The following is a 13,786-nucleotide window of genomic DNA, read 5'->3' on the forward strand; positions in this document are numbered from 1 at the left end:
GCACAGGGGTTGTCACAGCGTTTCCTTACCGAACTTCGGGGAGATAAACAGACACTTTGCAGATAACAAAATGATAGGGAGCGGCGATTTTTTTGTCTAATATATTAATAATTACAATTAAGACTTTTTAAATATGAATATCGAGTTGAGACACCTGCGTTACTTTATCGCCGTGGCGGAAGAGCTGCATTTTGGCCGCGCCGCGGAGCGGCTGCGTATCTCCCAGCCGCCGCTCAGCCAGCAAATCCAGGCGCTGGAGGATATGGTCGGCGCGCGGCTGCTGGCGCGCAACAATCGCAACGTCAGCTTGACGCAGGCCGGGGAGATGTTCCTCAAAGAAGCCTATCAGGTGCTCGATCAGGTCGGCCGCGCGGCGGAAAAGGCGGCGCGCCTGGATCGCGGCGAACTGGGGGAAATGACCATCGGCTTTACCTCTTCCGCACCGTTTATCGGCGTGGTGGCGCGCAGCCTGCGCGCTTTCCGTCAGCATTCTCCGCAGGTGCACATCAAGATGCGCGAAATCAACACCAAACAGCAGATCGAACCGCTGCTGAACGGTGAGCTGGATCTGGGGGTAATGCGCAACACGCGGCTGCCGGAAGCGCTGCACTATCAGCTGCTGCTGCGCGAACCGCTGGTGGCGGTGGTGCCGGAGGGGCATCCGCTGGCGGAAACGCCCGGCGGCGCGCTGCGTTTTCAACACCTGGCGCAGGAGCCGTTCGTGTTCTTCTCGCGCGAAGTGGGCACGGCGCTGTATGACGAAATTCTGCTGCTGCTCGGCAAGGCCGGCATTACCCCGTATATCACTCAGGAAGTGGGGGAAGCGATGACCATCATCGGTTTGGTCTCCGCCGGATTGGGGGTCTCGATTCTGCCGGCATCTTTCGCCCGGGTGCGGGTGGACGGCGTGCGTTATTTGCCGCTGGCGGAGCCGGACGCCACGACCGAAGTGTGGCTGGTGCATCACCGCCGACGGCCGCTGACCGCCGCGGCGCAGGCGCTGATGGCGTTGATGCTGAAATGACGTTGAGATTGGGCAAATAAAAATCAATTCGCGCTGAAATTGCGAGGAATTTGTGCAGCAAATCACATAACGAATCAAATAGTTGACGCTGTATGACAAAAGCCCCACCATAACCCCTAGTCTTTATTTAGAAGCGCGAAAAATAGTAGGAGCCGGTTTGTGATTGCGGTTGGGCAGCCTGGGCATATTGATCAAATCAAACAGACCAATGCGGGGGCGGTTTATCGGCTAATCGATCAACTGGGCCCGATTTCGCGCATCGAACTGTCAAAACGCGCACAGCTGGCGCCCGCCAGCATCACCAAGATCGTGCGCGAACTGCTGGAAGCCCATCTGGTCAAGGAAACCGAGTACCAGGAAATCGGCAGCCGGGGCCGCCCGGCGGTGGGGCTGGTGCTGGACACCGAGGCCTGGCACTACCTGTCCGCCCGCATCAGCCGCGGCAGCATCACGCTGGCGCTGCGCGATCTGAGCAGCAAACTGGTGGTGGAAGAGCTGCTGCCGCTGGCGGCCGAAGATCCCGAACCGCTGCTGAAACGCATCCTGACCGAAGTCGATCAATTCTTTATTCGCCACCAAAGCAAGCTGGAACGGTTGACGGCGATCGCCATTACGCTGCCGGGCATTATCGACGTGCAGTCCGGCGTGGTGCACCGCATGCCGTTTTACGACGTGCTGGAGATGCCGCTCGGCCCGGCGCTGGAAACCCGGACCGGTCTGCCCGTCTATTTGCAACACGACATCAGCGCCTGGACCATGGCCGAGGCGTTGTACGGCGCCTCGCGCGGCAGCCAGAACGTGATTCAGGTGGTGATCGACCACAACGTCGGCGCCGGCGTGATCACCGGCGGCCACGTGCTGCATGCCGGCAGCCACAGCGTGGTGGAGATCGGCCACACCCAGGTCGATCCTTACGGCAAACGCTGCTACTGCGGCAACCACGGCTGCCTCGAGACCGTGGCCAGCATCGAGAACATGCTGGAGATCGCCCAGCAGCGGCTGAGCGGCTCGATGAGCTCCAGCCTGCACGGCGCGCCGCTGACCGTTGAATCGCTGTGCGACGCCGCGCTGGCGGGCGATCAACTGGCGCGGGACATCATCCTCGGCGTCGGCCACAGCGTGGGGCGCATTCTGGCTATCATGGTCAACCTGTTCAATCCGGAGAAGATCCTGGTGGGTTCGCCGCTCAACCGCGCGGCGGAGATCCTGCACCCGGCCATCGCCTCCTGCATTCGCCAGCAGGCGCTGCCGGCCTACAGCGAGCAGGTCAAGGTTGAATCCACGCAGTTCTTCAATCAGGGCACCATGCCCGGCGCGGCGCTGGTGAAAGAGGCGCTGTATAACGGTTCATTGCTGGTGCAGCTGCTGCAAGGCTAACATCAGAACTTCTTATTAATCCTGCAAAAGATTGAGCTACCTCAAGCCCCTACGTGGCGGCATCCCCTAGAATTTTTCCGCAAGACTTCTTCGCCGCCGGTGCGGCGATACATTGTTAACGGGGCATTCTGGGGCATTTTATTCATGTTGAAGCGTTTATTTGTGACAGGCACGGATACCGACGTCGGTAAAACCGTGGTTTCCCGCGGGTTGATGCAGGCGCTGGCCGCCGATGGCCGCTCGGTCGCGGGCTACAAGCCGATCGCCGCGCGCTGCCAGGAAACCAGCGAGGGCATCCGCAATAAAGACGCTTTGGTGTTGCAGGCATCTTCCACCTTGCCGCTGTGCTATGAGGAGATCAATCCCATCACCTGTCTGGATGAGGTGTTTCATGCGCATGCCACCGAGGACATCAACTACGGCCTGATGAGCAGCGGCCTGCGCGATCTGTCCGCCAAAGCCGATACGGTGGTGGTGGAGGGCAGCGGCGGCTGGCGCGTGCTGATGAACGATCTGCGGCCGTACGCCGAATGGGTGGTGCAGGAGCAACTGCCAGTGGTGTTGGTGGTGGGTATCAAGCTGGGCTGCGTCAGCCACGCGCTGCTGACCGCGCAGTCGATCATCAACGACGGCCTGCCGCTGCTGGGCTGGGTGGCCAACCGCATCAATCCGGGGTTGGCGCACTATGCCGAAACCATCACGGCGCTGCAGCAGCGCATTTCCGCGCCGCTGCTGGGTGAAATTCCGTATCTGCCGCGCGCGGAGCAGCGCGAACTGGCGCACTACCTCGATATTTCCACGTTGCTGTAGCCCATTCAGGCGCAGAACGTCGCCAACAACCGGGCGGCGATCAGCAGGCCCAGCCCATACACCGTGTGGGTGAGCAGGCTGAGGAGCCGCGCTCTGCGCGGATTGGCGGTTTTCGCCGCCGCCACGCCAAAGCCCAGCGCGGGCTGCATCACCAGAAACGGCGCCGCCAGGCTCAGCCAGCCGCTCAACAGCGCGATGCGCGGTTCCGGCGCCGCATACCACTCGATGCCCGCCAAACCGAGCGGGATAAAGGCGAACGCCAAGCCGATGGCGTAGTGCAGTATCCAGCCGATTTTTCTCTCACCCTGGCGCGGCGGCGCCGTGACGATGGTGGCGTGAAACCAGCGGCCGTCGAACATGCCGAGAAACCAGCGGCCCACCAGCGCGTAATCGAGGGAAGGGATGCCGAAGCGCCGCTTCAGCAGCAACGCCCACAAATCCATGCAGAGGGTGGCGCCGGCGCCGGTTAACAGAATGCGCAATAACAAATCGGGGGTCATAGGGGTGTCCTTGGCTCAGTGACGTGATAAGGTGCGCACAGTGTGCAACTTAAAGCCGGCTTCAAGTCAATGGCAAAAGAACTGGATATCGGCGCGGTGGCGCGCCTGAGCGGAGTCGCGCCTTCTGCGCTGCGGCATTACGAGAAAAAGGGGCTGATCGCGTCGATAGGCCGCCACGGTTTGCGCCGTCAATACGCCGCCGGGGTGCTCGATCAACTGCGGTTGATCGCCCTCGCGCGCCTGGCCGGTTTTACGTTGGATGAGATGAGCGCCTTGTTTGACGAACGGGGCAAAATCGCGCTCGATCGCGTGTTGCTGGCGGCGCGGGCGGATGAGTTGGATCGCCATATCCAGCGCCTGATACAGGTGCGCGACGGGCTGCGGCACATGGTTGATTGCCCTGAACCCGAGCACCTGCAGTGCCCGCAGTTCAGGAAAATATTGCAGCAGGGTGAGTTCTAAACCTCGCGCTTGGGCAGCGGCGCCGTGTGGTACACCGAGATCGGCCGCAGGCCGTGCGACACGGTGGTGGCGATCACGCAGGCGAGCAGAATGCCGGGCAGCAGCGCGTATTCGCCGGTCATTTCAAACACCATCAGCGCCGCCATGATCGGCGCATGGGTGGTGGCGGCCAGCAGGGTGGCCATGCCGGTCAGCGCCAGCAGCAGCGGCACCGCCGCATCCATGCCCGGCCACAGGCCGAACAGCTGACCGATTATCGATCCGAGCGCGGCGCCGACGAACAGCGTCGGGGTGAAGACCCCGCCGGGCGCGCCCGAGCCGCTGCTGGCGAGGATTGCCAACAGTTTACACACCAGGATCGCGCCCAGCAGCAACACCCCCGGCGGCGCGATCAGCAGCGCCTGCACCACGCTGTAGCCATTGCCCCACACTTGCGGAAACAGCAGCGAAAGCAGCCCGACGATCAGGCCGCCCAACGCCAGCTGCAATGGCGGCTTCAGGCGCAGCGATCGGAAGGCGCGACCGCTGGCGGTCATCAACCACAAAAACAGCGGCCCGCCGGCGCCGGCCACCACGCCGACCAGCGCCATCAGCAGGTATTGCGTCGGCAAGGGAGCGGAGAGCGGCGTCACCAGGTAGAGCGGCGCCTGGCCGCCGTTGAGCAGGTTGGTCATCAGCAGAGCGCTCACTGCGGCGATCACCACCGGGCCGAGCGAGGCCAGCATCAGGGTGCCGAACAGGATCTCGGCGATAAACAGGCTGCCCGCCAACGGCGCATGGTAAGCGCTGGCCATCCCGGCGGCGGCGGCGCAGGCCACCCACAGTTTCCATTCTTTCTCGTGCGTAAAACGCTGGGCGAAGAGCGAGCCCACCAGCGCCGCCAGCAGGATCATCGCGCCTTCACGGCCGATGGCGCTGCCGCTCGACACCACCAGCAGCGACGCCAGACACTTCACCAGGCTGGCGCCGGTATCCAGCTTGCCGTTGCCGGTCTCAATCGCTTCCATATAGTCGGTGGGCGCCGCCGGGCGCTGGTGGCGGTAGCGCTGGTGAATGTACAGCAGCAGGCCCGCCGCCAGACCGCCCAGCGCGGGCGTCAGCGCGCGTCGCCAGCCGGGCAGCGCGGCGGCGGCGGCTACCAGGCTGCCGTCGGCATTGCCGAGCAGCAGCCACTCGAGGCCAATCATCGAACGGTGAAACAGCCACACCGCCAGGGCGGCGGCGACGCCGATAAATACGGCGATAAGCAGGCTGCGCAGTAGGGCGCGATAGTGGTGCAGGTGGACCAATCTTTTCATGCGTGGGCGGCGTCGTGAGAAAAATCAAAGGGTCATCAGCGCATTGTGCTTGGCGCTCCGGCCGATGACCAGTGAATCTTTAGCAAACTGCGGCATGGGCGGGGCGGCGAGCGCCCCGGCGTGGGTTATTGCGGCGTCAACACCCGGCGTGTGCGGCCGGAACTGAGGTAGTCGGCGATATAATCCTGCGAGATTTCGCCGCTGTAGCGGCCGTCTTCATCGACGATCGGCATCCAGGAAGTGTTGTGTTCGTACAGCTTCGACAGCACCACGCGCAGGTTCTCTTCCGCGCGGGCGGTGACGCGGAAACGGTGCAGGCTGTCGGCGCACACCCCCGGCGCGCCGCGCGCCTCACGGCGTTTGACGTAGCCCAGCGGCTTGCCGTCGGCGTCCACTACCGTCACTGAACGGGCGTCGATATCGTCCATCAGCCCGAACGCCTCCACCAGCGGCGTTTCCCGGCGCACCGTCACCGTCTCTTGTTGGCCTGCCACGTCTCCGGCCTGCACCAGCAGCAGGCGCTTCAGCGTGCGATCCTGGCCGACAAAGGAGGCGACGAACTCGTTCGCCGGCCGCGCCAGCAGCTCATCGGCGCTGGCGTTCTGCACGATTTTACCCTGGCGGAACACCGCAATGCGATCGCCGAGCTTCAGCGCTTCGTCGATGTCGTGGCTGACCAGCATCACGGTCTTTTTCAGCTGGCGCTGCATGTCGAGAAACTCGTTCTGGATGGTTTCGCGGTTGATCGGATCTACCGCGCCGAAGGGTTCATCCATCAGCAGCACAGGCGGATCGGCCGCCAGCGCGCGGATCACGCCGATGCGCTGTTGCTGCCCGCCCGACATCTCTTTCGGGTAGCGGTGCAAAAAGCGCTTGGGATCCAGCGCCACCATGCTCATCAGCTCTTCGGCGCGGGCGTGGCAGCGTTTTTTGTCCCAGCCCAGCATGCGCGGCACCACGGTGATGTTCTCCTCGATGGTCATGTTGGGGAACAGACCGATCTGTTGGATGACGTAGCCGATTTTACGGCGCAGGCTGACGGTATCCAGCGCGCTGGTGTCTTCGCCGTTGATCAGAATGGTGCCGCCGGTGGGTTCGATCAGGCGGTTGATCATCTTCAGCGTGGTGGTTTTGCCGCAGCCGGAAGGGCCGAGCAGCACGCAGATTTCGCCTTCCGGCACGTCCAGATTGATGTTGTCGACGGCGTTGAACGGCGTGCCGTTCTTTTGCATGAACTGTTTGGTCAGATTTTCCAATTTAATCATGAGCGGATCCCCTTGGGCGTTAGCGCAATTTGCAAGCGGTGCAATAACCAATCGAGGACGATCGCCAGCAGGCTGATCATCACGGCGCCGGTAATCAACTGGCGAATGTCGCTGCTGCTGATGCCGTTGAGCAGCAGCAGGCCGAGGCCGCCGGCGCCGATCACCGCGGCGATTGCCATCACGCCGATATTCATCACCACGGCGGTGCGGATGCCGCCGAAAATCACCGGCAGCGCCACCGGGATTTCCACCCAGCGCAGCCGTTGCCAGAAGGTCATGCCGATGCCGCGGCCGGCTTCGCGCAGCCCGCCGGGCAGATTGTCGAGCGCGGTGTGGGTATTGCGCACGATCGGCAGCAGCGAGTAGAGGAACACCGCGGTGATCGCCGGCACGTAGCCGATGCCGTGGCCAATCAATGAAAACAGCGGGATCATCAGCCCGAACAGGGCGATGGAGGGCACGGTCAGCACCAGCGTGGCCAGGCTCAGCACCGGCGTCGCCAGCCATTTGTGGCGGACGATCAGCACGCCAAGCGGCACGCCGATCAGGATCGCCAGACCCACGGCGACGCCGACCAGCAGCAGGTGTTCCAGCGTCAACCCGGCGATATAGGCCCAGTTTTGCCAGGCGTAGAGTAAGGTATTCATCATGCCTCCTTAAATCAGGCCGCGCTGCTTGAGGAACGCGTCGGCGACCTGTTGCGGCGTCTGGTAGTCGATATCCACCTTGGCGTTAAGCTCGGTGATCACCTGATTGTTGAACTGTTTCGACAGCGTGTTCAGCGCCGCTTCCAGCCCCGGCGTGTTTTGCAATACGTCGGCGCGCACTACCGGCGTGACCGCGTAGCTCGGGAAATAGCCCTTGTCGTCTTCCAGCACCTGCAGATCGAACCCTTTCACCCGGCCATCGGTGGTGTACACCAGCCCGGCGTCGACGAAGCCGTCGCGGATGGCGTTGTAGACCAGGCCGGGATCCATCTGGCGAATTTGCGGGCGATCGAGCGGCATGTCGTACAGCGCCTGCATCGGTTTCAGGCCGTCCGAGCGGCCGGCAAACTCCAGATCCAACCCCAGCAGCCAGTTGTGTTTAGGGTCCGTTTTACGCACCTGTTCCACTTTGGCCACCAGCTGCGACATCGTGCGGATCTGCTCTTTTTCCGCGCGCCGGCGCTGCATGGCGAAGGCGTAGGTGTTGTTCATGTCCGCCGGCTGCAGCCACACCAGGCCGAGTTTGGCGTCGAGCTTTTTCACCGTGTCGTAGGTTTCCTGCGGCGTCATGCGCTTATTGATGTGGTTAAAGATGATCAGCGAGGTGCCGGTGTATTCCCAGGTCATGTCGATCTGCTTGTTGATCATGGCGTTGCGGGTGATCACCGTGGCCAGGTTGGTCTTGGGTTCGACCTGAAAACCTTTGGCCCGCAGGTATTGCACGGTGATCGCCGACAGAATGCGCTGTTCGGTAAAGTTCTTGCTCGCCAGCGTCAGCGGGGCGGCCCAGGCGGCCGCGCCGGTCATCAGCAAGGAGAACAGCAGCGCGTGGCGGAGTCGTTGTAACCATCGAGTCATCGCGTTTCTCCCATCAGGATGCGGTGTGCGGGCTGAGCCGGCGGTCGAGACCGGCCAGCGCCAGATCGAGCAGCAGGGCGATCAGCGCGGTGGCGGCGGCGCCGAGGATCAGCGTCGGGAAGTCGTTCAGGTAGATGCCGGGGAAAATCAGCTCGCCGTAGCTGCTGGCGCCGATTAAAAACGCCAGCGGCGCGGTGCCGACGTTAATCGCCATCGCGATGCGTATCCCGGCGAAGATCACTGGCAGGGCGTTGGGGAGTTCGACCTGGCGCAGCCGCTGCCCGGCGGTCATGCCAATACCGTTGGCGGCCTCGACCAGCGCCGGCGGCACCGAACGCAGGCCGGCATAGGTATTGCGCACGATGGGCAGCAGCGAGGCGAGGAACAGCGCCACCACCGCCGGCCGATCGCCGATGCCGATGATCACCATCGCCAGCGCCAGCACCGCCAGCGGCGGCAGGGTGTTGCCGACGTTGAAGATTTGCATCACGTGTTCCGCCCAGCGGCGGGCGAAAGGGCGGCTCAGCAAGATACCGCTGGGAATACCGACCAGCAGCGACAGCAGCATGGAGCAGGCCACCAGGAACATGTGTTGTTGGCCGAGGTAGATCAAATCTTCCCGGCGCGACTTGAGGGTGTCCCAACCGATGCCGTAAACCAGCAGTGCGATGACGGCGATAAACAACAGGCTCCCGAGGAGCAGGCGCCGGTATGGCGCTGACTTGTGCATGATGTTGCGTCCTCCGTTGCGCGGAGCGGCCGACGAGACGGCGCATTCCGCTCTGATTGTTACCCACGGCCCGGCGGGCGTGGCGGTACAAAACGGGCGTTTCGCATGAGGTTAGCGACATTGAGCGAAGGGTGCGTTCGGCACAGCGTGCTGAACGTAGGCTCAATACGTGAGTTAATCAGCATAAGATACTGATATTTAAACCCGAGAAAGCACGAAGCCCAACGACCCCGGCTAGGGAAGGTATAGCACTCTGTCGTTGACCGTGCCAAGTTTTATGAACAAAATCAGGTGATTGAGTTTGCGCCAATCGGCGTGTCAGCCCGCGTCAGCGCTGGGATGGGGGGAAAGTGAAAAAAATCCGCCGCATAACGTTACGCCGTAACAACAAGTCCAAATGGTGCGATCCGCCGTCGGCGAAGACGGGATGTGAGGGCGGATAGACTCGGTGTAGGCGCTTGCTGATATACTCAGGGAAAACAAAAACGCCAGGAAACCTGCATAACGCCATGACAAATAACGTTTCACCCGCACCCATCGCTCACCGCCCGCTGATTCTGATCGCCTGCATGCTGGCGATGTTCATGTCGGCGATCGAAGCCACCATCGTCGCCACCGCCATGCCGACCATCATCGGCGATCTCGGCGGTTTCTCGCTGCTGGGCTGGGTGTTCGCGGTCTATTTGCTGTCGCAGGCGATCACCATTCCCATCTACGGGCGGCTGGCGGATCTCTACGGCCGCAAACGGGTGTTCTTCTTCGGCGCCACGCTGTTCCTGTTGGGATCGGTACTGTGCGGTTTCGCCCCCGACATGTATTGGCTGATCGGCTTTCGTCTGCTGCAGGGGCTGGGCGCCGGCGCCATCATGCCGATCGCCTCTACCATCATCGGCGATATCTACAGCGCCACCGAACGGCCGAAGGTGATGGGATACCTGTCGAGCGTGTGGGGCGTGTCGGCGATCATCGGCCCGCTGTTGGGGGCGTTTATCGTGCAACATTTGCCGTGGGCGTTGGTGTTCTGGGTCAACCTGCCGATCGGCCTGTTGGCGATGTTCTTCCTCTGGCGCTATCTGCCGGCGCATCAGCCATTGCGCCAGCACGCGCTGGATCTGGCCGGCACCGCCTGGCTGACGCTGTTCGTTTCGGCGCTGCTGCTGGCGCTGTTGCAGATGGAAAGCCTGGGCTGGTGGGTGGTGCCGCTGTTTGCGCTGGCGGCGGCGGCGCTGGCGCTGCTTGTCCGCCAGGAGCGGCGCGCGGTCGAACCGCTGTTCCCGTTGGCGCTGTGGCAAAGCCGGGTGATCGTAGCCGGTAACATCGGCGGGCTGGTGATCGGCGCGGCGATGATGGGCATCAGCGCCTTTCTGCCGACCTTCATTCAGGGCGTGATGGGGGGCTCGCCGCTGGAGGCGGGCACCACGCTGGCGCTGATGTCGATCGGGTGGCCGCTGGCCAGCACGCTGAGCGGCCGCTTGATGCTGATGACCTCGTACCGCGCCACGGCGCTGCTGGGCGCGCTGTTGTTGGTGGCGGGCGGCCTGATCTTGCTGCTGCTGCAGCCGGAGGGCGGCTTGCTGTGGGGGCGGGTGGCGGCGTTTATGGTCGGCGCCGGCATGGGGCTGTGCAATACTACGTTTCTGGTTTCGGTGCAGAACGCGGCGCATTACAGCATTCGCGGCATCGCCACCGCCTGTACGGTGTTTACCCGCATGGTGGGCTCGGCCATCGGCACCGCGATTTTGGGCGCGACGCTGAATCTCAACCTGCAGTGGCGTTTGCCGGAGATTGACGATCCGGTGCAGCGGCTGATGGAACCGGCGGTGCGCCAGAGCATGGGGAGCGAGGCGTTGGCGCAGCTGACCCAGCAAGTGGCGGCTTCGCTGCATTGGGTGTTTCTGGTTTCGGCGCTGGTGTCGTTGCTGGCGCTGGCGGCGGCGATGCTGATCCCGGCGCGTTGTCGGCCGCAGGGCGAAGAGGAAGAGGCGGAACAGGCGTAAGGAAAGAAGGAGCGGGCGCTGCTGCAGAGCGCCCTGGTAGCCGGTGCGGCTTACTGCGTGTTGGAGGTATCCTGGCTGGTGCCGGTCTGCGCCGCATCACCGCGATCGTCGCCGTTGTTCAGGCGGGTGTAGACGATCTTCTGGGTGTCGTTTTCGCAGTGGCCGACCACCTGGCCGCCCGCTTGATCGGCCTGATCGTTTGGCACGATCTCCAGTTTGAAGCCGGACTCCGGCACGCCGTTATTGACGATTTTTTGCGAAATGTCCGCTTTCACGCTTTCGCAGGAGGCCAGGGCCGCTATCGGCGCGCCGGCCAGCAACACAGCGGTTAATATCAGCGTTTTTTTCATCACGTCATCCTTTTAGACAATGGACTTCCTGTAACAGGATAGCAGCAACGGCGGCCGGGTTTCACGCTTGCCCGCCCGCCGCAGGCGGATTAAGGATTAATCCGACGCCCGGTCTGGCGATCCAGACATTTACGGGTGTCCGGCTCCCAGTAGGCGTTGACGTTGTTGCTGTCGTTGCAGCGATCTTCGTCATCCGCCGCGCGATCGATCTTGTCGAATTCTTTCTCGACGCGGGTGTTAACCTTGTGGCGCAGGGATTTGGTATCATTCCACTGCTCTTTGCTCTGGCGCGCTTCTTCGGTGCTCATCGCGCCGCTGCCTTTGCCATCGACGGTGACGCAGGTACTGCCCTGAGTGCAGGTGGCAGCCAGCGCCGGCGCCTGCCAGGCGCCCATTACGGCCAGCATGGCGACCGGCAGCATCCCGCGCAGCAGTCGTTGGGTCGAAAATGTTTTCATCGTTTCATCCTTATGAGTGAGTGCGCCTGATGAAGGCGGCACTGGCGTTACCTCGCCCGCAGGCGTGGTGACAAATATACCACTGCGCTCCTGGAATTCACCAGCCAAGCGCCGATTCGTTTACTTTATCGAGAGAAAACTGCGACCGATGTTAAAAACTACGCTGTTGTTTTTCGCCACTGCGCTCGCTGAAATTATCGGCTGTTTCCTGCCTTACCTGTGGCTCAAGAAGCAGGGCAGCGCCTGGCTGCTGCTGCCGGCGGCCTTGAGCCTGATGCTGTTCGTCTGGCTGTTGACGCTGCATCCTGCGGCCAGCGGGCGGGTCTACGCGGCCTATGGCGGCGTGTATGTGGCGACGGCGCTGCTGTGGCTGCGAGTGGTGGACGGCGTGAAGCTGTCTACGCTGGATTGGGTCGGCGCCGGGGTGGCGCTGGCGGGCATGCTGATTATTGTTTCCGGCTGGCGCGCGGCCTGAGGAAACACGGCGGGAGTCGCCTCCCGCCGACAGGGCTCAGGCGCCGCGGTGGATGTTCAGCCCGGCGAAGGACTGGCTGACCGGCATCATTTCCAGCGTGTTGATGTTGACGCGCGCCGGCAACGTGGCGACCCAGAATACCGACTCGGCGATGTCTTCCGGCGTCAGCGCATCGGCGCCTTCGTAGGTTTTATTGACCTTGCCGTCATCGCCCTTGAAGCGCACGTTGGAGAATTCGGTGCCGCCCACCAGGCCCGGCTCGATATCGGTCACGCGGATGCGCGTGCCGTGCAGATCGGCGCGCAGGCCCAGACTGAACTGCTTGACGAACGCCTTGGTGGCGCCGTACACGTTGCCGCCGGCATAGGGCCAGTTGGCGGCGGTGGAACCGATGTTGATCACGTGGCCGACGTTGCGCTCGACCATGGCGGGCAGCAGCGCGCGGGTCATGTTCACCAGCCCTTTGGCGTTGGTGTCGATCATGGTTTCCCAGTCATCGGCGTTGGCCTTGTGCGCCGGCTCCAGCCCCAGCGCCAGCCCGGCGTTGTTCACCAGCACGTCGATCTGGCGCAGCTCGGCCGACAGCGCTTCTATCACCTGCTGAATGGCGGCGCGGTTGCGCACGTCGAGCCGCACGATGTGCAGCGCTTCCCCCAATTCTTCCTGCAGCGCTTCGAGACGCTCAAGGCGGCGCCCGGCGGCGATCACCTGGTGGCCTTCACGGATAAAACGGCGCGCAATGGCCTCGCCGAAACCGGAGGTGGCGCCGGTAACAAATATAATCATGTTGCTGTTCCTCAACTGTTTTTACCCTACATGCTTCTATCATTAGCACAAACCCGCAGGCAGTGGCAGCGGTTATCACGGCGGAAAGGAAAAAAGGTCACACCGGGCCGGCGGCCCGATGCTGATTAGCGCTGAGGCGGCAGGTGGTAGACCACGGCGTCATACTTGATGCGTTCGCAACGGCCTGCCAGCACGCCGCCCAGCGACTCGACGAGGCGGCGGCTGGCGGTATTCTGCTCGGCCACTGGGTAGAGAAAGTGCGGCGGCTGAAAGCGCTCGCTGGCCCAGCGCGCGATGCCCTGCACGATTTCGCGGCCGTAGCCCTGGCCATGCAGGCTCTCTTTCACCCAGATGCCCAGCTCCGGGGTGGGGCTGCGCAGGTTGTGCGCGCCGCCGACGCCGACAAACTGCCGGTCTTCGCGCCGGCGGGCGACGAAGATCACTTCTTCGCCTTCGCGCATCAGCGGCAGCCAGCTTTGCCAAACGTTGGCGAAATCTTCCGGCGACGCCTCCGGCGACGCCTCCGGCTCAAAGGTCATAAAGCGCGTCAGCGTGGGGGTGATCGCCTGGTAAACATCGTCGGCGTCTGCTGCGGTAAAGGGGGCAATCAACAAACGGTCGGTGTCAACGCGGCACTGAGAAAGGTCATTGTGATTCATTTTATTTCCTCGCTTTTCAGGCCATAACGG

General features: G+C 62.7%; 16 protein-coding genes. 6 read left to right on the forward strand and 10 right to left on the reverse strand.

Features of this window, described 5'->3' with window-relative positions; translation table 11 throughout:
* Nucleotides 1–133 precede the first annotated feature (133 nt).
* From EDY99_RS08445 to bioD, 3 genes are all read left to right on the forward strand, one after another.
* Complete coding sequence (locus tag EDY99_RS08445; RefSeq protein WP_033650481.1) at nucleotides 134–1,024, forward strand: LysR substrate-binding domain-containing protein; 891 nt, start codon at nucleotides 134–136, stop codon at nucleotides 1,022–1,024.
* Between the two features lie 159 nt (nucleotides 1,025–1,183).
* Nucleotides 1,184–2,401 carry an ROK family transcriptional regulator gene (locus EDY99_RS08450; protein WP_033642978.1) on the forward strand — a complete coding sequence of 406 codons (1,218 nt, stop codon included), beginning with the start codon at nucleotides 1,184–1,186 and terminating at the stop codon, nucleotides 2,399–2,401.
* 144 nt (nucleotides 2,402–2,545) lie between these two features.
* Nucleotides 2,546–3,211: a dethiobiotin synthase gene (gene bioD, locus EDY99_RS08455; protein WP_033642979.1), complete on the forward strand. Its 666-nt coding sequence runs from the start codon at nucleotides 2,546–2,548 to the stop codon at nucleotides 3,209–3,211.
* 5 nt (nucleotides 3,212–3,216) lie between these two features.
* Here the strand turns inward: bioD and EDY99_RS08460 are convergent, their stop codons facing one another.
* Complete coding sequence (locus EDY99_RS08460) at nucleotides 3,217–3,711, reverse strand: DUF2938 family protein (RefSeq protein ID WP_033642981.1); 495 nt, start codon at nucleotides 3,709–3,711, stop codon at nucleotides 3,217–3,219.
* 69 nt (nucleotides 3,712–3,780) lie between these two features.
* Here EDY99_RS08460 and EDY99_RS08465 point away from each other — a divergent pair, with 69 nt between their 5' ends.
* On the forward strand, nucleotides 3,781–4,173 hold the full coding sequence (locus tag EDY99_RS08465) for a helix-turn-helix domain-containing protein (protein WP_033642982.1): 393 nt from the start codon (nucleotides 3,781–3,783) through the stop codon (nucleotides 4,171–4,173).
* Here the strand turns inward: EDY99_RS08465 and clcB are convergent.
* The 5 genes from clcB to EDY99_RS08490 all read right to left on the reverse strand — a co-directional run bounded on the left by clcB (nucleotide 4,170) and on the right by EDY99_RS08490 (nucleotide 9,031).
* Nucleotides 4,170–5,471 carry a voltage-gated ClC-type chloride channel ClcB gene (gene clcB / locus EDY99_RS08470; RefSeq protein ID WP_123061661.1) on the reverse strand — a complete coding sequence of 434 codons (1,302 nt, stop codon included), beginning with the start codon at nucleotides 5,469–5,471 and terminating at the stop codon, nucleotides 4,170–4,172. The genes EDY99_RS08465 and clcB overlap by 4 nt on opposite strands.
* A 125-nt stretch (nucleotides 5,472–5,596) precedes the next feature.
* Entirely contained in the window at nucleotides 5,597–6,736 is a 1,140-nt protein-coding gene (gene osmV, locus EDY99_RS08475) for an osmoprotectant ABC transporter ATP-binding protein OsmV (protein WP_033642984.1), read from the reverse strand.
* Nucleotides 6,733–7,383: an osmoprotectant ABC transporter permease OsmW gene (gene osmW / locus EDY99_RS08480; RefSeq protein WP_015377782.1), complete on the reverse strand. Its 651-nt coding sequence runs from the start codon at nucleotides 7,381–7,383 to the stop codon at nucleotides 6,733–6,735. Before osmW ends, osmV begins: the two co-directional genes overlap by 4 nt.
* Before the next feature lie 9 nt (nucleotides 7,384–7,392).
* Nucleotides 7,393–8,250, reverse strand: a complete 858-nt coding sequence (locus tag EDY99_RS08485) for a glycine betaine ABC transporter substrate-binding protein (RefSeq protein ID WP_223524993.1) — start codon at nucleotides 8,248–8,250, stop codon at nucleotides 7,393–7,395.
* Between the two features lie 64 nt (nucleotides 8,251–8,314).
* Nucleotides 8,315–9,031, reverse strand: a complete 717-nt coding sequence (locus EDY99_RS08490; RefSeq protein WP_123061662.1) for an ABC transporter permease — start codon at nucleotides 9,029–9,031, stop codon at nucleotides 8,315–8,317.
* A 509-nt stretch (nucleotides 9,032–9,540) separates the two neighbouring features.
* Here EDY99_RS08490 and EDY99_RS08495 point away from each other — a divergent pair.
* Complete coding sequence (locus EDY99_RS08495) at nucleotides 9,541–11,028, forward strand: MDR family MFS transporter (protein WP_033642987.1); 1,488 nt, start codon at nucleotides 9,541–9,543, stop codon at nucleotides 11,026–11,028.
* A gap of 50 nt (nucleotides 11,029–11,078) precedes the next feature.
* Here the strand turns inward: EDY99_RS08495 and EDY99_RS08500 are convergent, their stop codons facing one another.
* Nucleotides 11,079–11,378 (reverse strand): DUF1161 domain-containing protein, encoded by a 300-nt coding sequence (locus tag EDY99_RS08500; RefSeq protein ID WP_033642988.1) that lies wholly within the window; start codon nucleotides 11,376–11,378, stop codon nucleotides 11,079–11,081.
* 89 nt (nucleotides 11,379–11,467) lie between these two features.
* Nucleotides 11,468–11,836: a DUF1283 family protein gene (locus EDY99_RS08505; RefSeq protein ID WP_033633135.1), complete on the reverse strand. Its 369-nt coding sequence runs from the start codon at nucleotides 11,834–11,836 to the stop codon at nucleotides 11,468–11,470.
* 148 nt (nucleotides 11,837–11,984) lie between these two features.
* Here EDY99_RS08505 and EDY99_RS08510 point away from each other — a divergent pair, with 148 nt between their 5' ends.
* Complete coding sequence (locus EDY99_RS08510) at nucleotides 11,985–12,311, forward strand: YnfA family protein (RefSeq protein WP_033650474.1); 327 nt, start codon at nucleotides 11,985–11,987, stop codon at nucleotides 12,309–12,311.
* A gap of 36 nt (nucleotides 12,312–12,347) precedes the next feature.
* Here the strand turns inward: EDY99_RS08510 and ydfG are convergent, their stop codons facing one another.
* A complete protein-coding gene (gene ydfG / locus EDY99_RS08515; RefSeq protein ID WP_089197011.1) occupies nucleotides 12,348–13,097 on the reverse strand; it encodes a bifunctional NADP-dependent 3-hydroxy acid dehydrogenase/3-hydroxypropionate dehydrogenase YdfG in 750 nt (249 codons plus the stop codon).
* Between the two features lie 125 nt (nucleotides 13,098–13,222).
* Nucleotides 13,223–13,756, reverse strand: coding sequence for a GNAT family N-acetyltransferase (locus EDY99_RS08520; RefSeq protein WP_123061663.1), 534 nt, complete (start codon nucleotides 13,754–13,756; stop codon nucleotides 13,223–13,225).
* Nucleotides 13,757–13,786: the final 30 nt, after the last annotated feature.

Source organism: Serratia sp. LS-1 (assembly GCF_003719595.1).
Lineage (GTDB): Bacteria > Pseudomonadota > Gammaproteobacteria > Enterobacterales > Enterobacteriaceae > Serratia > Serratia ureilytica.